The organism is Pseudomonas sp. 4CAES_32.4, assembly GCF_058136335.1.
The window spans coordinates 590,627-610,081 of the sequence record NZ_CM176882.1; the positions used below are offsets into that span (position 1 = coordinate 590,627).

General features: G+C 61.0%; 18 protein-coding genes. 8 read left to right on the top strand and 10 right to left on the bottom strand.

Annotation, left to right across the window (positions count from 1 at the left end):
* Positions 1-13: 13 nt before the first annotated feature.
* Positions 14-1,528: an AhpA/YtjB family protein gene (locus tag AC3Y64_RS02590; protein ID WP_489986341.1), complete on the bottom strand. Its 1,515-nt coding sequence runs from the start codon at positions 1,526-1,528 to the stop codon at positions 14-16.
* A gap of 134 nt (positions 1,529-1,662) precedes the next feature.
* On the opposite strand from AC3Y64_RS02590, the gene serB reads away from it, so the two are divergent.
* Complete coding sequence (serB, locus tag AC3Y64_RS02595) at positions 1,663-2,877, top strand: phosphoserine phosphatase SerB (protein WP_158959860.1); 1,215 nt, start codon at positions 1,663-1,665, stop codon at positions 2,875-2,877.
* A gap of 90 nt (positions 2,878-2,967) precedes the next feature.
* On the opposite strand, the gene AC3Y64_RS02600 is transcribed toward serB, so the two are convergent.
* The 4 genes from AC3Y64_RS02600 to AC3Y64_RS02615 all read right to left on the bottom strand — a co-directional run bounded on the left by AC3Y64_RS02600 (position 2,968) and on the right by AC3Y64_RS02615 (position 8,152).
* On the bottom strand, positions 2,968-4,722 hold the full coding sequence (locus AC3Y64_RS02600) for a cyclic-di-GMP receptor FimW-related protein (RefSeq protein ID WP_489986342.1): 1,755 nt from the start codon (positions 4,720-4,722) through the stop codon (positions 2,968-2,970).
* 154 nt (positions 4,723-4,876) lie between these two features.
* Positions 4,877-5,737, bottom strand: a complete 861-nt coding sequence (asd, locus tag AC3Y64_RS02605; RefSeq protein ID WP_122661074.1) for an archaetidylserine decarboxylase — start codon at positions 5,735-5,737, stop codon at positions 4,877-4,879.
* 18 nt (positions 5,738-5,755) lie between these two features.
* On the bottom strand, positions 5,756-6,571 hold the full coding sequence (gene rhdA, locus AC3Y64_RS02610; protein WP_489986343.1) for a thiosulfate sulfurtransferase: 816 nt from the start codon (positions 6,569-6,571) through the stop codon (positions 5,756-5,758).
* Positions 6,572-6,613: 42 nt separating this feature from the next.
* Positions 6,614-8,152 (bottom strand): HDOD domain-containing protein, encoded by a 1,539-nt coding sequence (locus tag AC3Y64_RS02615; protein ID WP_489986344.1) that lies wholly within the window; start codon positions 8,150-8,152, stop codon positions 6,614-6,616.
* A 165-nt stretch (positions 8,153-8,317) separates the two neighbouring features.
* Between AC3Y64_RS02615 and motA the strand changes: the two genes are divergently transcribed.
* Both motA and motB read left to right on the top strand, forming a co-directional pair.
* On the top strand, positions 8,318-9,169 hold the full coding sequence (motA, locus tag AC3Y64_RS02620; RefSeq protein WP_007915795.1) for a flagellar motor stator protein MotA: 852 nt from the start codon (positions 8,318-8,320) through the stop codon (positions 9,167-9,169).
* A gap of 3 nt (positions 9,170-9,172) precedes the next feature.
* On the top strand, positions 9,173-10,231 hold the full coding sequence (gene motB / locus AC3Y64_RS02625; protein WP_489986345.1) for a flagellar motor protein MotB: 1,059 nt from the start codon (positions 9,173-9,175) through the stop codon (positions 10,229-10,231).
* Positions 10,232-10,339: 108 nt separating this feature from the next.
* Here the strand turns inward: motB and AC3Y64_RS02630 are convergent, their stop codons facing one another.
* From AC3Y64_RS02630 to rsgA, 4 genes are all read right to left on the bottom strand, one after another.
* A complete protein-coding gene (locus AC3Y64_RS02630) occupies positions 10,340-10,825 on the bottom strand; it encodes a toll/interleukin-1 receptor domain-containing protein (RefSeq protein ID WP_489986346.1) in 486 nt (161 codons plus the stop codon).
* Complete coding sequence (locus AC3Y64_RS02635) at positions 10,825-11,784, bottom strand: caspase family protein (RefSeq protein ID WP_489986347.1); 960 nt, start codon at positions 11,782-11,784, stop codon at positions 10,825-10,827. The genes AC3Y64_RS02630 and AC3Y64_RS02635 overlap by 1 nt, the downstream gene beginning before the upstream one ends.
* A 2-nt stretch (positions 11,785-11,786) precedes the next feature.
* On the bottom strand, positions 11,787-12,194 hold the full coding sequence (locus tag AC3Y64_RS02640; RefSeq protein WP_489986348.1) for a TIR domain-containing protein: 408 nt from the start codon (positions 12,192-12,194) through the stop codon (positions 11,787-11,789).
* A 211-nt stretch (positions 12,195-12,405) separates the two neighbouring features.
* Entirely contained in the window at positions 12,406-13,437 is a 1,032-nt protein-coding gene (gene rsgA / locus AC3Y64_RS02645) for a small ribosomal subunit biogenesis GTPase RsgA (protein WP_016985702.1), read from the bottom strand.
* Between the two features lie 107 nt (positions 13,438-13,544).
* On the opposite strand from rsgA, the gene orn reads away from it, so the two are divergent.
* Complete coding sequence (orn, locus tag AC3Y64_RS02650) at positions 13,545-14,087, top strand: oligoribonuclease (protein WP_489986349.1); 543 nt, start codon at positions 13,545-13,547, stop codon at positions 14,085-14,087.
* 118 nt (positions 14,088-14,205) lie between these two features.
* Positions 14,206-14,817 (top strand): trimeric intracellular cation channel family protein, encoded by a 612-nt coding sequence (locus AC3Y64_RS02655; RefSeq protein ID WP_064388618.1) that lies wholly within the window; start codon positions 14,206-14,208, stop codon positions 14,815-14,817.
* 116 nt (positions 14,818-14,933) lie between these two features.
* Here the strand turns inward: AC3Y64_RS02655 and queG are convergent, their stop codons facing one another.
* Entirely contained in the window at positions 14,934-15,998 is a 1,065-nt protein-coding gene (gene queG / locus AC3Y64_RS02660; RefSeq protein ID WP_489986350.1) for a tRNA epoxyqueuosine(34) reductase QueG, read from the bottom strand.
* 63 nt (positions 15,999-16,061) lie between these two features.
* Here queG and AC3Y64_RS02665 point away from each other — a divergent pair, with 63 nt between their 5' ends.
* From AC3Y64_RS02665 to AC3Y64_RS02675, 3 genes are read left to right on the top strand one after another with little or no spacing between them, the layout of a single operon-like run.
* Positions 16,062-17,561 carry an NAD(P)H-hydrate dehydratase gene (locus AC3Y64_RS02665; RefSeq protein ID WP_489986351.1) on the top strand — a complete coding sequence of 500 codons (1,500 nt, stop codon included), beginning with the start codon at positions 16,062-16,064 and terminating at the stop codon, positions 17,559-17,561.
* On the top strand, positions 17,549-18,019 hold the full coding sequence (tsaE, locus tag AC3Y64_RS02670; protein WP_007915806.1) for a tRNA (adenosine(37)-N6)-threonylcarbamoyltransferase complex ATPase subunit type 1 TsaE: 471 nt from the start codon (positions 17,549-17,551) through the stop codon (positions 18,017-18,019). The genes AC3Y64_RS02665 and tsaE overlap by 13 nt, the downstream gene beginning before the upstream one ends.
* On the top strand, positions 18,020-19,450 hold the full coding sequence (locus AC3Y64_RS02675; RefSeq protein WP_064388625.1) for an N-acetylmuramoyl-L-alanine amidase: 1,431 nt from the start codon (positions 18,020-18,022) through the stop codon (positions 19,448-19,450).
* The last annotated feature ends 5 nt before the right edge of the window (positions 19,451-19,455 follow it).

Here is a 19,455-nt window from a genome sequence, read left to right on the forward strand (position 1 = left end):
TCAGGCCTAAAACTTAAGCCCGGCGCTCATGCATCCGCGCCAATTGCCGTTCCAGCATTGACGGATAAGGCTCCATCAACCGCTCTACGCAGCAAGCGCCTTCAGGGCTGGCGATCGGGCGGATTCGCGCACGTTGGCGGATCAGCGTGTCGTCGCTGATCTTGCGCTCGACCAGCAGCAGGTTGCGGCTGTGTTGCGACAGGGCCAGTGCATCCTGCGCCGAGTCGGTCAGCAGCAGATCAATCTGGCTCAGGCCAAACAGTTCGTCACCCAAAGTCAGACCCAACTGCAATTGCAGGGTGATGCCGCTGTCGGCGACTTCGATCTGCAATTGATGCCCCAGCGCCCGCAGCAGCTCACCACAGCAGATCGCATTGGTCAGGTAATCGTCGCCGCTGTCTTCGGTGTGGAACAGCATCAGCGTGCTGCCGTCGTTCAGGGTTTCAATTTCGCCCTGATACAGCGAGGCGGCCTGATCGAGGCAATCGCGATAACGCTCCAACAACTCTTCCAGACGCGCACGCGGCAGGCGGCGCAGTTGTTCCTGCGAACCCAATTGCACCGCCAGCACCGCGCTGTGTTGCGGCACGCTTGGCGTGGCCTTGCGGGTTACCGGTTGCGGCGCGTTATCGAGCGATTCGTCGCGCAGATCGGCAAAGGCGTCGTCATCATCATCGTCTTCAACGGTGCTGACCACGTGGCGAGGCGCCGGTTTCTGCGCGGCCAGCGGACGGCTTTCGTCAAAGCTCGGATCACGCAAGTTGCGCACCTCGAACTCTGGCTCGTCGTCCTCTTCCTCTTCGAACTCGGGTTCCGGCTCAGGCATTGGCGCGGGTTCCGGGGCGAAGTCGGCGTGCAGCTGCCGCGCCAGATCGCCGATCTCGTCCTGACGATCGGTGCCCGGCGTATGTTCATCGATATGGCGCAGCCAGACGCGCAATTGCAGCAGCGGCGTCGACAGGTAGCGGCCCATGCGCAGGCTCAGGGCCAAGGAAAGCGCCAGCAGAATCCCGCTGAGAATGCCCATGCTTTGCAGGCTGATGGTCATCGGCTGCTGGAACTGATCCATGTCCAGACTGATGCGCAGTTGCCCGGCGGTCACGTCCTGGAAAGTGATCTTGCTCTCGTACATGCCTTCGGCTTCGCCCAGCAGGCTGTGCTTGGGGCGCTGACCGGACTCGGCGAGGATGCGGTTATCCACGCTGTAGATCGCCGCGTGGGCGACCAGTTTGTTCTTGGTCAGGTTGTTGAGCAGCACGTTGAGGCTGAGGATGTCGTTGGACACCAACAGCTCCGTGGCCGAGGTTGCGGTCTGCGTGGTCAGGCTTTCGCCCAGCGCATCGGCCTGCTGGTGCATGGCCTGCTTGAACTGCAGGCCCATCACGCAGGCATAGATCACCAGGGCCAGAGCGACCAGGATCACGTTATGGCTGGCAATGCGCAATGCAATCGGTACACGGCGATGACGCAGTGCACGGAAGATCAGCAGGAAGAAGTTATCGGTTTTAACTGGCGTGGGCCGGTTCACTGAGCTCGGCTCTTTTGTCCGTGAAGTTGACGCGCAGTATAGCGACAGGCCCTAGACCGGCAAAGCGCTCGCGGTGCCCGATGGTCACTGAAAGTGGGTAGAATGCGGTTTTTTTCCAGTTGCGGGGGTGCGCGTTGCGCGAAATCGTCCTGATTAACATCACGGGAGTCGACCGTCCGGGTCTGACGGCAGCCATTACCGGCGTTCTGGCACAAGGTGGTGTGAACATCCTCGACATCGGTCAGGCGGTGATCCACGACACCCTGTCGTTCGGCATCCTGGTGGAAATTCCCGACACCGAGCAGGGCAAGTCCGTACTCAAGGACATCCTGTTCAAGGGCTACGAGCTCGACCAGCAGGTGCGCTTCACCCCGGTGTCCGAAGAGGATTACCAGCAATGGGTGGGCAATCAGGGCAAGAAACGCCACATCGTCACCCTGCTGACCCGCAAAGTGACCGCCGGCCAGTTGCAGGCAGTGAGTTCGATTACCGCCAAATACGGTCTGAACATCGACCACATCGACCGTCTGTCGGGTCGCATGCCGCTGGACACGCCGGCCGACAAGGGCAAGGGCTGCATCGAATTCTCCGTGCGTGGCGAAGCAGCAGATCCGCAGGCGCTGCGTGCAGAATTCCTCAGCGTCGCCCAAGAGCTGAACGTCGACATCGCCTTCCAGGAAGATTCGCTGTTCCGCCGCAATCGTCGTCTGGCGGTGTTCGACATGGACTCGACGCTGATCGAAGCCGAAGTCATCGACGAATTGGCCAAGGCTGCCGGCGTTGGCGAGCAGGTGTCCGAAATCACTGAGCGGGCGATGGCCGGCGAACTGGACTTCCGCGCCAGCTTCAAAGAGCGTCTGGCCTTGCTCAAAGGTCTGGACGTCAGCGTGCTGGATTCGATTGGCGCCTCGCTGCGTCTGACCGAAGGCGCCGAAACGCTGTTCGCCGAGCTCAAGCGTCTGGGCTACAAGACCGCGATTCTGTCCGGTGGGTTCACCTATTTCGCCAAGCAATTGCAGGCCAAACTCGGCATCGACTACGTGTTCGCCAATGAACTGGAAGTGGTCGACGGCAAGTGCACCGGCGTGGCAATCGAGCCGATTGTCGATGCGCAGCGTAAGGCTGACCTGTTGAAAGAACTGGCGCACAAGGAAGGTTTGCGTCTGGAGCAGACCATTGCCGTGGGCGATGGCGCGAACGATCTGCCGATGCTGGCGATTGCCGGGTTGGGCGTGGCGTTCCGTGCCAAGCCGTTGGTCAAGCAGTCGGCGAAGCAGGCGATCTCGACGCTGGGTCTGGATGGGGTGCTGTATTTGCTGGGCTTCCGTGATCGTGATGGGCAGTTGTAAATAAAGATCAAAAGATCGCAGCCTTCGGCAGCTCCTACAGAGGAATATGCATTTCCCTGTAGGAGCTGCCGAAGGCTGCGATCTTTTGCTTTATAGCGATTTCCACAGCGAATCAAAATCCTCCTCGCTCCCGCCATTTTGCGCGGTCTCCAGCGAGCGGTAAGCAAACTGATTGAAACTGTGGGTGCTCGCCACCCGCCGATCCAGCCCGGCGCGGTGCTCCTCGCCTTGGGTATTGATCAGCACTTTATTGCCTTCCTGAAACGGCAATCGCGGTGCGAGCAACGTGGCGGGAAGATCAATCGCACTGATTTCCGGCAGTAACAACCCGCGTAAATACTGACTGTGATCGTCACGCGAGCGCACCAGTTGCAGGCCGCACGGCTGGGCATGGGGCGCCACCAGTTCGACGCCCATTTGTGTGCCGCCGCCGCGCACCTGACGAATCCAGCGGATCACCGCAATGCTCCAGCCCAGACTGGCGCTGTCCTGAATCCCGAGCATTTCCCCGGCCTGCAGTTCGGCAGGCACCTCATTTGGCCATGCCAGGCAATAACCACCGGGGCTGTGATTGATCACCGGCAAGGCATAGGTCGGGTAATGCGGTGCGCTGTCGGTGCTGCTTTCGTCATCGACCAAGTGGTCGTACTGGATTTCCTCGTAGGGCAAGAATTCATCGGCGTTGTTCTGTGGCGCGGCATCGAAGGCTTGGCTCCAGCTGTCTTTCTCGCCTTTGGCCACCGCACTGCTGAAATTCGCCGCACGGGCGCCGGGGTGTTTGAGCATATCGCTGAAACTGCGCTCGCCGCCGAGGTAGAAGTGCAGGGCGCTCATGCCGACGCACACGGTCAGATGGCCCTGGCCCACGGTGCGCTGGAAACTGCGTTCAGCCGCCTCGCCCCACGTCGCGTGCAAGTGTTGCAGGGTGTCGAAGCTGAGCCCCGTCGGAATCGGCAAAGGCGTCGAGGTGTCCTGATGCAGCAAGTGCGCTTCGAGGGTGTTTACCAGCGGTTGCGGATCGAAGCCGAGCAATCCGGCCTGCTGCTCGCTGCGAAACATGTTGCGATATCGCGGCCCGGCATCGATTTCTGCGCTGACCGCAAACAAGCCAGCGTCTGCACGCGCAGGGTGCAGTTTGAGCAGGGCACTCCACGGTTCAAGCACTTCGGCGAGGCGGGCGATCTGATTCTGCCGCAGTTGATTGCAACGAGCGCTGCCCAGCAGCAGGGCGGCGATGTAGGTTTGTTCCAGGCTCAACTCGGTGGTCAGGCTGGCCAGATCGTCATGCACCCGCCGCTGTTGCAGCTGCAACTCACACGCTGTGCGATACAGCTGATGAAGCTCCAACCACAGGTGTTCCGGCGGCGGGCTGTACAGTTGCGTGGCGCGCACGAGTTGGCCCTTCAAAGCATGGGCCGCGCGTTGCAGGGCGGTGCTGAGCAACGCTGCGCGATCCTTGCTGTATTTCGGTGCAATGCGCAGGACGATTTGTTTATAGCCGATGGCCAGATGGCTTTGCAGGGCCTGACACAGGTTGCTGATCTTGCGCGAGCGTTCGTCGAGCATGATCGCCTGATGCAGAAAGTGCCGCTCCAGATGTTGGCAGACGAAGTAAACCTCGGGCCGTAACAGCTCGAGCAGTTGCAGACGGTTGTCGCTGGGGGTGAGCAATTGATTGAGTTCGCCCAAGCCTTGGTAGAGCTGGCGGGCGGTTTCGCCGATATTGGCTTTGGGCAGGCCGGCGATCCAGCGCTTGAGGTCGCGCGGGCTGGCTTCGCAAAATGACAGGCGCGGCTGACTCGGGGTCGGGGCGCGCAGCTGTGGGGGAGAGATGGTCTGGCTCATGCCAAAAACCATAGCAGCAAAATTCGCGATCCGTCGGTATGACGCAACCTGTAGGAGCTGCCGCAGGCTGCGATCTTTTGATGTTGATTGTGAAAACCAGGATCAAAAGATCGCAGCCTTCGGCAGCTCCTACAGGGATTGCGTGTTTCTAGAATCAGGCTTTTGGCAGTGCCAGGCCTTGGCCCATCTGCACTGGCGAACCGGCGACCAGTTCTTCAGCCCACTTCACTTGATCCGGGCCAAACAGCACGATCGCGGTCGAACCCAGTTTGAAGCGGCCCAGTTCGGCGCCTTTTTCCAGATGGATCGGCGCACGCGCGGCTTCGTCGTAGCGGAAGGTTTTCAGCTCGCGCTTCGGCGGCGTGACCAGACCGGCCCACACGGTTTCGATCGAAGCAACGATCATCGCGCCGACCAACACTACAGCCATCGGTCCGCGCTCGGTGTCGAAAATGCACGCTACGCGCTCGTTGCGGGCGAACAGCTCCGGCACGTTTTCAGCGGTGGTCTGGTTGACCGAGAAGATCCGGCCCGGGATGTAGACCATTTCGCGCAGGGTGCCGGCCAGCGGCATGTGCACGCGGTGGTAGTCCTTCGGCGACAGGTAAATAGTGGCGAAGTCACCGCCCATGAACGGCGCAGCATTGGCCGCGTCACCGCCGAGCAGTTCCAGCACGCTGAAGCTATGGCCCTTGGCCTGGAACACGCGACCGTGTTCGATCGGGCCGAGCTGGCTGACCGCACCGTCGGCCGGGCTGAGGATCGCGCCCGGGGTTTGGTCCAGCGGACGTGCGCCGTCTTTCAGGGCGCGGGTGAAGAACGCATTGAAGTGCTCGTAAGCGGTCAGGTCTTCGACCAGCGCTTGCGACATGTCCACCTGGTAGCGTTTGGCGAACCATTGGGTGAAGGCATTCTTGAACCAGCGCACGCGGCACTCGGCAACACAGCCGGCCAGGCGCGACAGCAGGTGATGCGGCAGCAGGTACTGACTGAGGATAAACAGACGCTCTTTCATTAGTTGTCCTTAAAAACCTTAAATCTCTACAGGCGTGTCAGGGTGGTTGCCCCATTCGCCCCAGGAACCGGCGTAGCCCTTGACCCGCGGATAACCGAGGGACTTGGCCACCAGATAAGTGAAGCCCGACCGGTGATGGGTCTGGCAGTGGGTAATGATTTCTTTGTCCTTGGTGATCCCGAGGTCTTCGAGGATCTGCGGCATGTCCGTGCGGATGCGCAGCTGACGCGACTTGTCCATGCCCGCCGTCCATTCGAAGTTGACCGCGCCAGGGATGTGCCCGGCCTTGGCGGCCAGCACTTTCTCGCCGGAGTATTCCAGCGGTCCGCGCGCATCCCAGATTGCCAGATCGGCAGCGCCGAGACGGCTCTGCAGGTATTCGCGGGTCGCGGTCGGCTCTTCGTGCAGGGTCAACGGCAGTGGACCACCGCCGGCCGTGGGCAACTGGATCGACATCGGCATGCCATCCGCCAGCCAGGCCGGCAGACCCCCGTCTATATAGTGGTACTTGTCGTGACCGATCACGTCGAGCAGCCAGATAAAGCGTCCGGCCCAACCGCCGCCCTCATCATCGTAAACCACATAGACCGCGTCCTTGCGATGGCCCAGCTCTCCGAACAACGCTTCCAGATCGGTTTTCGCTGGCATCAGGCCCGGCGCCGGCGGCTGGCCGAGCTGGGTGCGTTTCGGGTCGACAAAGCGTGCGCCGGGAATATGGCCCTCGGTGTAACGCGCAGGACTGGTCAGGTCCACCAGAATCAGTTCGCCGGACTCCAGGCGCGGGAGCAGGTCGCTCGGTTCGATGACGAGCGGCAAGCCAGAGAAGTCAGACATGTGAGGTCTCCAGAGCACAAAGGGGAGGATTGTAGCGCAGCCTCATCGGCCACGGCTGCTAAAGCTGTGCAGGGCTTTTTCAATGCACTGCGCGGTTTTGCCAAAGGCTTGCACGGTGATGTCGGCAAACGGCCCGCCGCCCTGATCTGCGACAACGATCATGATCACCCGGCCATTGTTGACCAGTGAACGCAGGAACAGGTGTTCACCGCGAAACAGTGTGCGCAGGCTCGGCGGCAGCAGGGCGGAGAACTGGGCGTTGTTGTCCGGGTTGATGCGCACCTGCGCCTGTTGCGCGAGCAGGCGCTGCAGCACACTGCTTTGGCCGACGGCGAACGTGAGTGCCGCAGCTTCTTTTGGCAAACCATAGGTTTGCTGCACGCGCAGGCTGGATTGCGTGCGGTCGGCCATCAGGATCAGCACCCGGCGCATGCCGCTGGCGGCCAAGGCATCGCGGGCGGCGACGGTCAGGCTCATCGCATTGGTGAAGCGGCTTGGCTCGGCGAGCAGCTCGGCGCACTGCTTGCGCCATTGACCGAGGTCTTCAGCGGAGGGCGCAGCGGCGGGCAACATCCCGGCCGGCAAGCGCCGCGTGCCCCACGGCCACAGCAGCGAAACCGCCGGGTGCCACAGATCCGGCATCGCATGATAACGGGCGCTGTTGGCAGCCTGCTGGTGCAGTTGTTGCTGCACTTCATCCATCGAAATCTGTAAGTAAAGGCTGGTCAGATACTGCCAGCGCTCGCTGTGCGGACTGTCCCAGGCCTGTTGCGCCGACAGCGCCAGACCGTTGGCCAGCAGCACCGTGTTGGCCGGCTGATTGAGCCAGCGACGCAGGGTCGGATCTTCGTCGAGGCGGTTTTGCTGGCGCAGCGGATGCTCGCTGTCGCGGGCAATGCGCAGCACTTTCACCAGTTCACGCTGTTCACTGAGCAACAATTTATAGCCCTGCTGCACCCAGATCGGCAGATGCCAGGCCTCGACCAGCGCTTCTGCGATTTTCAGCAGGCGTACACCGAACAATTGCTTTTCGACCGTGCGCGCCGATTCGCCCTTGTGGATAACCCGCAACTCCCATTCTTCGAGCAACTGCGGAAAGGTCAGCGCCAATGGCCACAGCGGCGAGAGAAACAGCAGGCTGCCCCAATGAATGTCCTGCCACAGCCGCGCCAGGCGACTTGCAAAGAAACCATTGGCCTGTTGCGTCGCGTGCTGGCTGATCATTTGCAATTGGCGCAGGGCCTTGGGGATTTGCATCTGCGGTTGAGCAGGCAGGCGCGCGAGCAATTCTTCGGTGCGGGCAAGGCCCAGACGGTTGATGGCGACCTCGAGATTTTCCGCCGGCGCGGCCATGTTGCCGTGGGTGTGACGATTCGCCTCACGGATGATGCTCAAGGCCAGCGCCGGGCTGTCCTGCATCAGGTCGGCGATGTCGCGCAGAGAACTGCGGTTATCGCGGATGGCGCGGCAGACTTTGTCGTGAGCCTCTTGCGGCACGGGCAATAGAACGCCATCGAGCAGCTTTACCCAGCCGTCGAGGGTGGTCGGTTTTGCGTGTGGGACGTTCGTTTCATTAGCCATGTCTGGACGGGATCTTCACTGACTGTAGACGCGCCCGGCATGGGCTAAATTGGCTTTTCGCCTGAACTGGCTATAGTCTGGCGCAGTTTTGCCGATAAGTAGAAGAAGAGATTTTTTAACTTCCGAATATGACCTTGAACCCGACTCAGTAAGTACTTTCTACCTATGGCTAAAATTATCGGCATCATCGTCGTATTCGCGAGCGTGCTCGGCGGATACGTGCTCTCCCACGGCAAGATTGCCGCCCTGATCCAGCCCTTCGAGGTGTTGATCATCGGTGGTGCTGCACTGGGTGCTTTCCTGCAGGCCAACCCTGGCTACATGACCATGCACGTGCTCAAGAAATCCCTGAGCATGTTCAGCTCGCGCTTCAGCCACACGTTCTATCTGGAAGTGTTGGGGCTGATCTACGAGATCCTCAACAAGAGTCGCCGCGAAGGCATGATGGCCATCGAAGGCGACATCGAAGACGCCGCCGCGAGCCCGATTTTCGCCAAGTACCCGGCGGTGCTCAAGGACGAACGCATGACCGCGTTCATCTGCGATTACCTGCGCATCATGTCGTCCGGCAACATGGCTCCACACGAACTCGAAGGCCTGTTCGACATGGAGCTGTACAGCCTCAAGGAAGACCTCGAGCACCCATCTCACGCTGTGAACGGCATTGCCGACGCCATGCCCGGTTTCGGTATCGTCGCGGCGGTACTCGGTATCGTGGTGACCATGGCCTCCCTGGGTGAAGGCGATCAGAAGTCCATCGGTCTGCACGTGGGTGCGGCACTGGTAGGTACTTTCTTCGGTATTCTCGCGGCGTACGGTTTCTTCGGCCCGTTGGCGCACTCCCTGGCCCACGACGCCAAGGAAGAACTGAACGTCTACGAAGCCATCAAGGCTTCGCTGGTGGCTTCGGCTTCCGGCATGCCGCCATCGCTGGCGGTCGAGTTCGGTCGCAAGGTTCTGTACCCGGCCCACCGTCCAAGCTTTGCCGAGCTGGAACAAGCCGTTCGCGGTCGCTAAGCCATGGAAAATAATCAGCCGATTATCATCAAGCGCGTCAAGCGCATAGCCGGCGGGCATCACGGCGGGGCGTGGAAAATCGCCTTCGCCGACTTCGCCACGGCGATGATGGCGTTCTTCCTGGTGTTGTGGCTGCTGTCCACCGCGACGCCTGAGCAGAAGATCGCCATCGCCGGCTACTTCAAAGACCCGGTCGGCTTTTCCGAAAGCGGCACGCCGTACATCATCGATCTGGGCGGTACACCGACCTTGGCGCCGGAAAACACCCTCAACCCTGAGGTGAAGTCCCAGCCGCAACCGGACAAGGTCACGGTCGACACCGAACAGGTCGAAGGCATGGCCGAGCAGGTCGAGAAAGAACGTCTGGAACTGCTCCTGCAAGAACTGCAAAACAAAGTCGACGAGAACCCGCAACTGCAGAAATTCAAGGATCAGATCCTCTTCGAGATCACGCCGAACGGCTTGCGCATCCAGATCATGGACGCCGAGAACCGGCCGATGTTCGACTCCGGTTCTGCACGCCTGAAGCCGTACTTCGAAGACATCCTGCTGGCCATGGCCGACACCATCAAAGCGGTGCCGAACAAGATCAGCATCAGCGGCCACACTGACGCCAAGCCTTATATTGGCACTGGCGACTACGGCAACTGGGAGCTTTCGGCCAACCGTGCCAACGCCGCACGTCGTGCATTGGTTGCTGGCAGCTATCCGGATGCACAGGTGGCGCGGGTCGTCGGTTATGCCTCGTCGGCGCTGTTTGACCGGGAAAACCCGTTCAACCCGGTCAACCGTCGCATCGACATCGTCGTGCTGACCAAGAAAGCCCAAGCGGCCATCGAAGGTGCGCAAGGCGCCGATGCTGCGAAGCCGGCGGATCAAGGCCAGAACGGCGCCGCTCCGGCGACGCCGGTGGATCCGAACGCTCTGCCGGCGGATCAGCAACCGGTGCCTGCACACGAGTTGCGCGAACGCTTGAACCTGTTCGACGACGCCGCACCGAAACCGGCGGAACCGGGGAGTGCGGCGCCAGCGCCAGCGCCGGCTCCTGCGCCGAAGCAGTAAGAGACAAAAAAGCCGACAGTGATGTCGGCTTTTTTGTGGCTGGAATTTCACCTCGCCGATCAATTGCGTAACGTTACGAAATTGATCCGGAGCCAGGCAAGTGAGGTCTTAGAACCCTCGTCGAATCCTGCTCTTCAACTGATCATGAAACTGCTCGGCATTCCTCTTGTAAGTCCCCTTCATCGACTCACTCATCGAATCCAGCGTCATCGAGCGCTTGCTCGACACCTCTTCACGATACGCGTCGATAAAGAAATTCAGATCACTGTCCGTGCTCAGCTTCGGCCACTTGTCCAGGTACAACGGCAATTCCGCAGGGCCGGTCTTGAACGAGCAGATCCGGCGGTTGCTGATGGTTGCCTCACCAATTTCGAACGGCACCCACCACGACAAAGCGGTCCTCTCCGACACTACCGCGAGCAAGTGCGTGCACTCGGTGATGTTGCGCGTGATGACGCCGGTGATGTCGTCGGTGGTCTGCGATTCCGGGTCGAGCACATCCAGATAGGTTTTGATGTTGGCCTGTTTCAGGCGACTGTTGATCGCCATGGCCTGTATGCGATCCATATGGCGGTAGCTGATAAAGACGGGCATCAGAAGTGTCCTTTGATGGCGAGTTCGCGGTAGTAGGCGCCGAGCGCGGTGAGGCGGCAGCCGGTGGAGTTGATCGCCGCGTAATACATATGCTCGGCGTCGACCGGCTCGATCAGGCTGTGGCGATTGCACTTCTGCAGTTGCGCGAAGATCTCGCCGTGTTCAGGGTCGAAGCTGGCTTCGGTCGGCTCGTAGCTCGGGTCGAGCGGGTAGATTGATTCGGCTTCGGCGAACCATTCGGGCAGTTTGCGCAGGATCTCCTTCGGGATCAGCGGCGAGACTTCCCGCAGGGAAATGAACTGCGACACATTGGTCTTGAACACCGGACGTTGTTCCCAGGCGTCGAGCGCGTTGTCGACGAAGGAATACAGGCTGCCGGGAGTGATCTTGCCGAGGATGTTCGCCGCGCCACCGTGCAAAGCCTGTAGCAGCAGCCCGGTGAATACACCGTGTTGCGCGCCCTCCATCGCGGGCTCTTCTTTTTTGCACGCGGTCAGAATGGTCATGCCTTCGCCGACCACGCTGCTTTCACTGCGCAAAGCGCGCACCTCGCCGGCTGATCCGCTTTGGCAGCAGTCAAGAATGATGACTTTGTTTTTGATGCGGGTGGCTTTGGTGGCCCAATTGAGGATATCGCTGATGCGAATGCCATCCTTCGGGGTACGAAAGTCCTGCGGCAGCAGCATGCCTTCATCATTGTCGTTATCGAAGCCGCCATGCCCGGCGAAGTACAGGAGGGCGACGTTACAGTCGCCGGAAAACAACTCGCGGATCTGGTCCTCAAGTTTCTCCCGGCTCAGATAATCCTCAGCGGAAGTCAGCACGATGTTCTTGAAATTCGGATCGCCGTTGGCGTCGGTTTTCAACACCGAAGCCATGGCCATCGCGTCGTTGCTGCAACCACTCAGGCGCGAAATATGTTTGTAGTCGTTTATCCCGATAAACAATCCCTTGCGCATGATCAGGCCGCCGTATGCAGGCGGATCGCGCCGACGATGCTATTGGTGTTCCACGCGCATTCGGCGTGTGCGGCGTTACGCACTACCGTGGAAATGCGCTCGGCGCCGAAGGGTTTCACCGCAATGATCACCTTGCCCATGCGCTTGGCGATCTCGATTTCCTTGTTGATCCACTTGCTGTAGGTCGAGTACATGCCGGCCATGATCAGCACCGCCGAGCAGGGGCGGATCTTGTTTTCGATGGCTGCTTCAAGCTGTTTGTCGGTCAGCGCGCCCATGATCGGGTTGTGCGGCGGCACCGAAAAATTCTTGTAAGTGAAGGTCGGATGGGCGCTGAGCAGGCGCACCAGATTGTCGTGGGCGTGGGAGTAGTTCCACGAATGGCTGATGAACAAATGGTAGGTTTGCATGGGGTTCCTCGGAAGTCGCGGGCTGCGAGAGAGGAATCCAATGGTAGGCCTCTGGAGGGCGCCTACAAGGGCTGCGCGGCAAACCAGAAACGCCCTGCAAGCAGGCGCGCAAAGTCCTACAGGTAAGGCTGATGTTTAAAAGGTGAGCAGTTTTGTCAGGCGACATCCGACATCCGGCAGCACCTGGGGAAGGTGCCGCCGGCGCAGATGTTTAGTAACCGTTTTCCGGCAAACTGGCGATGATCGAGCGGTAGCTGTTCATCCGTTGCTGCTGCACGCGGCCATCTTCCAGTGCTTTGAGCAGTGCACAACCCGGTTCACGGTCGTGCTTGCAGTCGCGGAAGCGGCAGGTGCCGAGCAAATCATTGAACTCGATGAAGCCGGCTTCAACGTCGGCGCGGCTGACGTGACCGAGGCCAAATTCACGGATACCCGGGGAGTCGATCAGCTCGCCGCCGCCAGGGAAGTGGAACAGGCGCGCGGTGGTCGTGGTGTGCGTGCCCTGACCGGACAACTCGGACAGCGGCCCGACGCGGGTTTCCACTTCCGGCAGCAGGCTGTTGACCAGCGACGACTTGCCGACGCCGGACTGGCCAACGAAAACGCTGATGCGCCCGTCGAGCTGCTGTTGCAGTTGTTCCATGCCATTGCCGTGGTGCGCCGAGACTTCCAGCACCGGATAACCGAGCGTGCGGTACACCGCCAGCAGCGCATTGAGCGCCGGGGCGTTCTGCTCGTCGATCAGGTCGAATTTGTTCAACAGCAGCAACGGACGGATACCGGCATGTTCTGCCGCGACCAGATAACGGTCGATCAGGTTGGCGTGAGGCTCGGGCAGCGGCGCGAAGACGATGACAATCATGTCGACGTTGGCCGCAACGGGTTTGAGCTGGCCGCGGCTGTCCGGACGGCACAGTTCGGTGGTGCGCGGCAATTGCGCGACGATCACACCGATGCCTTGGTTGCCGGCGCGCCAGACGACCGTATCGCCGGTTACCAGCGCTGGCAGGTTGGCGCGCAAGTGGCAGCGGAAGACCTGGCCGGCCTGATCGCCGTCAACCGCCTCGACCTCGACCTGCACACCGAAGTGGGCGATCACCAGGCCGGTCTGTTCCGGGCCCAGGTCGCCGCCCTCCAGGGCTTCGACAGCCGAGGACTCGCGTTTGGCGGCGCGTGCGGCGCGCTCGCCTTGAATCTTTTCGATGCGCCAGTTTTGACGACGATTGAGTTGGCGTTTGGCCATGGGTGTTCCGTCTGAAGGATGCAGCGATTAGGTAAAACGGCCGCGAGTTTAGCACGCCCGGCCACCGGCCTAGGCTAAACTGCGCAGCATTGCCTAGGAGCCGAAATATGCAAAACCCGCAGAATCTGATCTGGATCGACCTGGAAATGACCGGTCTGGACCCGGACAACGACGTCATCATCGAAATGGCCACTATCGTCACCGACAGTGACCTCAACACCTTGGCCGAAGGTCCGGTGATCGCCATCCATCACAGCGACGAAGTCCTCGCGCGCATGGATGAGTGGAACACCCGCACCCACGGCAATTCCGGCCTGACCCAGCGCGTGCGCGAGAGCCGCATCAGCATGGCCGAAGCGGAAGCCGAAACCATTGCCTTCCTGGAAAAATGGGTGCCGAAGGGCAAGTCGCCGATCTGCGGCAACAGCATCTGCCAGGACCGTCGCTTCCTTTATACCCACATGAAAGGGCTGGAAAGCTACTTCCATTACCGTAACCTCGACGTCTCGACGCTCAAGGAACTGGCGGCACGCTGGGCACCGGACGTACGCGACAGCTTCAAGAAGGGCAGCACGCATCTGGCGCTGGACGACATTCGCGAATCCATCGCCGAGCTGCAGCATTACCGCAAGCACTTCATCAAGTTCTGATGCGATCCCTGTAGGAGCCTGCGGCAGCTCCTACAGGGATTTGTGTTTGCTGCGACGCCCTCTTTTGGTGCCGCCGCGAAATGGCTAGACTGCGCGCCTTCTTGCCTGGATCGCCACCATGTTGCTGATGCTCTATCTCGTCGCCATCACCGCTGAAGCCATGACCGGCGCACTGTCTGCCGGGCGTCGCGGCATGGACTGGTTTGGCGTGGTGCTGATCGCGTGTGTCACGGCGTTGGGCGGCGGTTCGGTGCGCGATGTGCTGCTTGGGCATTATCCGCTGACGTGGGTCAAACACCCGGAATATCTGGTGCTGACCTCGGTCGCCGCGATGTTCACCGTGTTTACCGCCCGCTGGATGCGTCACCTGCGCTCACTGTTTCTGGTGCTCGACGCGGTCGGCCTGGTGGCCTTCACCCTGATCGGCTGCATGACTGCACTGGAAATGGGCCACGGCATGCTGGTGGCCTCGGTCAGCGGCGTCATCACCGGGGTCTTCGGCGGCATCCTCCGTGACATCTTCTGCAACGACATCCCGCTGATCTTCCGCCGAGAACTGTACGCCAGCGTCTCGTTCGCGGCGGCGTGGTGCTACATGCTGTGCCTGTATCTGAACGTGCCGAGCGAGCAGGCGATTTTGATCACGCTGTTTGGCGGCTTCCTGCTGCGCTTGCTGGCGATCCGTTTCCACTGGGAAATGCCCAAGTTCGTTTACAACGATCAGCCCTGACGCGATCCCTGTGTAGGAGCTGCCGCAGGCTGCGATCTTTTGATCTTGCCCTTGAAAACAAAGAGCAAAAGATCGTCCGATCGCGGCCCGAGCCTTCGGCAGCTCTTACAGGGGTATTACGCGATTCCGTGTTGTTTCAGGGCCCATTCGACGTGTTCTTGCACCAGCTCCGACGGATAATCCCGCCGCGCCTTCAACGCTTCCAGTACCGGAATGCTCGACGGCGCGTTACCCAGTCCCACCGCCAGATTGCGCAACCAGCGCTCATACCCGGCGCGGCGCAGCGGCGAGCCTTCGGTGCTGCTGAGAAACTTGTCTTCATCCCACAAAAACAGCTCGGCCAGTTCAGCGTTGTCGAGATTGTGCCGTGGCTTGAAGTCGCTTTCGCCAGAGGGTTTGGCGAAGCGGTTCCACGGACAGCAAATCTGGCAGTCATCGCAGCCGAACACGCGGTTGCCGATCAGTGGGCGCAGGTCTTCGGGGATCGCGTTTTTCAGTTCGATGGTCAGATAGGAAATGCAGCGCCGCGCGTCCAGCACATACGGGCCGACGAAGGCGTTGGTCGGGCAGATGTCGAGACACGCGGTGCAGCGCCCGCAATGTTCAGTGCTGTGCGGCTCATCCACCGGCAGCGGCAGGTCGACGAACAGTTCGCTCAAGAAGAAATAACTGCCGGCCTTGCGGTTCAGCACCAGGGTGTTTTTGCCGATCCAGCCCAGTCCAGCCTGCTCGGCGATGGCTTTTTCCAGCACCGGCGCGCTGTCGACAAACGCACGAAAACCGAACGGGCCGATCTCGGATTGAATCTTGTCGGCCAATTGCTGCACACGTTTACGGATCAATTTGTGGTAATCGCGGCCCAAGGCATAACGCGACACGTAGGCTTTTTCCGGTTGCGCCAGACGTTTGGCCATTTCGGTATCGCCCGGCAGGTAGTCCATGCGCAGCGAGACCACGCGCAACGTGCCCGGCACCAGCTCTTCCGGGTGCGAGCGTTTGCTGCCGTGGGCGCCCATGTAATCCATTTCACCGTGGTAGCCGGCCTCGAGCCAGCGCTGCAGATGCTGCTCATGCTCGGCCAGATCCAGGCCGCTGATGCCGACTTGCTGAAAGCCCAGCTCGCGGCCCCAATCCTTGATCGATTGGGCGAGGGCGGGCAGGTCTGTGGTGATGGCGGACATGAGGCGAGAGAAACCGGAGCTGAGGTGCGTATAATTCTGCCAGACATCGGAGCCCGAAGACGCATGCCGCACACGAAAGATCAATTACCCGACGCGCTGTATGGCGCCGCACAGGTGCGCGAACTCGATGCACGGCTGATTGCCGCCGGCACGCCGGGCTTCGAGTTGATGCAGCGCGCCGCCCATGCAACGTGGCGCGCACTGGTTCGACAATGGCCGTCGGCGACCGAACTGACGGTGCTGGCCGGGCATGGCAACAATGCCGGCGACGGTTATCTGGTCGCGGCGATGGCGCAGCGAGCAGGCTGGCAGGTGCGGGTGTTGGCCGTCGGCGATCCGCAGCGTTTGCACGGCGATGCGGCGCAGGCCCATGCCGAGGCGCTGGCTGAAGGTGTTGCGGTGCAAGGTTGGCAGGCTCAAAGCGAACTGCGCGGTGTCCTTCTTGATGCCTTGCTCGGGACGGGTCTGAACGGTGAGGTTCGCGAGCCTTACCTCTTGGCGATCAACGCGATCAACGCCAGTGGTTTGCCGGTGACAGCCGTCGATATCCCTTCCGGGCTAAGCGCTGACACGGGGCAAGTGCTGGGCGCCGCCGTGCAGGCCGATCTGACCGTGACCTTTATCGGGCTGAAAATCGGTCTGTTTACCGGAGACGCGGCGGATCACGTCGGCCAACTGCTGTTTAACGATTTGCAGGCCAGCGCCGACATCTATCGTGACATTCCGGTCATCGCCCGACGGCTCAACCCGGCTAATCTTCCGAGGCTGGCGGCGCGTGCGACGACGTCGCACAAAGGCCGCTTCGGTCATGTGTTGCTGATTGGAGGCGATCACGGCTTTGGCGGGGCGATTCTGCTCAGTACGGAAACGGCTCTGCGCAGCGGCGCAGGCATGGTGTCGCTGGCGACCCGACCGGAGCATGTTCCGGCCGCACTGGCGCGAGTGCCGGAAGTCATGGCGCTCGGCACGTCATCGGCCAATCAGTTGATGGGGGTGCTGGAGAAAGTTTCCGTGCTGGTGGTCGGCCCGGGGTTGGGGCAGGCCAGCTGGGGCCGCGCGCTGTTGTCCGCCGCCGCCAATGCAGCCTTGCCGCAAGTGTGGGATGCCGACGCGTTGAACCTGTTGGCGAGAGATTTCGTCACATTGCCCAAGGATTGCGTGATCACGCCGCATCCGGGGGAAGCGGCCCGGTTGCTGGGAATCAGCACTGCCGAGGTTCAGGCGGATCGACCGGCAGCGGCGCTGGCATTGAGCAAAAAATACTCAGCGGTTGTCGTGCTTAAAGGTGCCGGCAGCCTGATCGCCCACCCCGATGACCGATTGGCTGTGTGTCATCAAGGTCATCCGGCCATGGCCACGGCCGGTCTCGGTGATGTGCTGGCCGGCTTGACCGGTGCGCTGTTGGCGCAAGGCATGGACAGTTTCGAAGCCGCTTGCCTGGCGGTCTGGCTGCACGCCAATGCGGGAATGCAGCAAGGTAAATTCGGCCGTGGGCTGGCGGCCAGTGATCTGATTCCAGCCATTCGTCAGTTGTTGGAGGAGCAAGCACCGTGTCTGAAGTAACCCTGTACCTGGCCGATGAACAGGCCATGAGCGACTTTGGTGCACGGATCGCCCGCGTGACCCAGGGCCATGGTCTGATTTTCCTTGAAGGCAACCTGGGGATGGGCAAAACCACGTTGTCGCGCGGGATCATTCGCGGGTTGGGCCACGTCGGTGCGGTAAAAAGTCCGACCTTCACTTTGGTCGAGCCCTACGAGATCGGTGACATCCGCGCCTTCCACTTTGACCTGTATCGACTGGTCGATCCCGAAGAGCTGGAGTTTCTCGGCATCCGCGACTACTTCGAAGACGACGCGATGTGTCTGATCGAATGGCCCGATAAAGGTGCAGGCTTTTTGCCAAAGCCTGACCTGACCATTACCATTAGCCCGCAAGACAGCGGGCGTTCGCTGAAAATTTTATCCCAGGGCTCGCGTGGCGAGGCCTGGTGTGCCGCTTTGGCGTTGGAATCCAATTAAATGATGGGGTTAGGTATGCGCTTTCGCGCGATGGTGGCTGCCGCTGGACTGATGTTGATGGCAGTAACTGTCAACGCTGTGGCCGATTCAAAGGTCAACAGCGTGCGCCTGTGGCGGGCGCCGGATAACACGCGACTGGTCTTCGACCTGAGCGGCCCGGTGCAGCACAGCGTTTTCACCCTGACCGCGCCGGATCGGCTGGTGATCGACATCAACGGTGCCACCCTCGGTGCACCGTTGAATGTGCAGACCGCGAACACGCCGATCACCGCGATGCGCTCAGCCCAACGCACGCCGACGGATCTGCGGGTGGTCATCGACCTGAAGAAAGCCGTCACCCCGAAAAGCTTCTCGCTGGCGCCGAACGCGCAGTACGGCAACCGCTTGGTGGTCGATCTGTTCGACAACCCGGCCGACGCCGCGCCGCCGCCTGCGCCAAGCCCGAAAGTCGCGACGGTGCCTGCTGTGCCCGTAACGCCGACCGAACCTTCGATCAAGTTGCCACCGGCCCCGGCGGGCAAACGCGACATCATTGTGGTGATCGACGCCGGTCACGGTGGCGAAGACCCGGGCGCGTCCGGCTCGCGTGGCCAGCGTGAGAAAGACGTGGTCCTGCAGATTGCCCGCGAACTGCAACGTCAGGTCAACGGCATGAAAGGCTTCCGCGCCGAATTGACCCGTACCGGCGACTACTTCATCCCGTTGCGTGGCCGTACTGAAATCGCTCGCAAGAAGGGCGCCGACCTGTTCGTTTCGATTCACGCCGATGCCGCGCCGTCTGCGGCAGCCTTCGGCGCTTCCGTGTTTGCCCTGTCTGATCGCGGCGCGACTTCCGAGACCGCCCGTTGGCTGGCCGACAGCGAAAACCGTTCTGACTTGATCGGCGGTGCCGGCAACGTCAGCCTGGATGACAAGGACCGCATGCTTGCAGGTGTGTTGCTCGACCTGTCGATGACCGCTTCGCTGACCTCCAGCCTCAACGTCGGCCAGAAAGTCCTGACCAACATCGGTCGCGTGACCCCGCTGCACAAACAGCGCGTGGAGCAGGCCGGGTTCATGGTGCTGAAATCGCCGGACATCCCGTCGATCCTGGTCGAAACCGGGTTTATCTCCAACGCCAACGAGGCGAACAAGCTCTCGGCATCGAGCCACCAGCAAGCGCTGGCGCGTTCGATCAGCAGCGGCGTGCGGCAGTTCTTCCAGCAGAACCCGCCACCGGGCACCTACATCGCCTGGCTGCGTGATTCCGGCAAGATCGCCCAAGGCCCGCGCGACCACCGTGTCGGCCCGGGTGAGACGCTGGCGATGATTGGCGTGCGCTATCAGGTGTCGCCGGCGACGTTGCGCAGCGCGAACAACCTGAAAAGCGATGAGCTGAAAGTCGGCCAGCACCTGACCATTCCTGGCACCGAACTGGCGTCCAAAGAATGAACGAA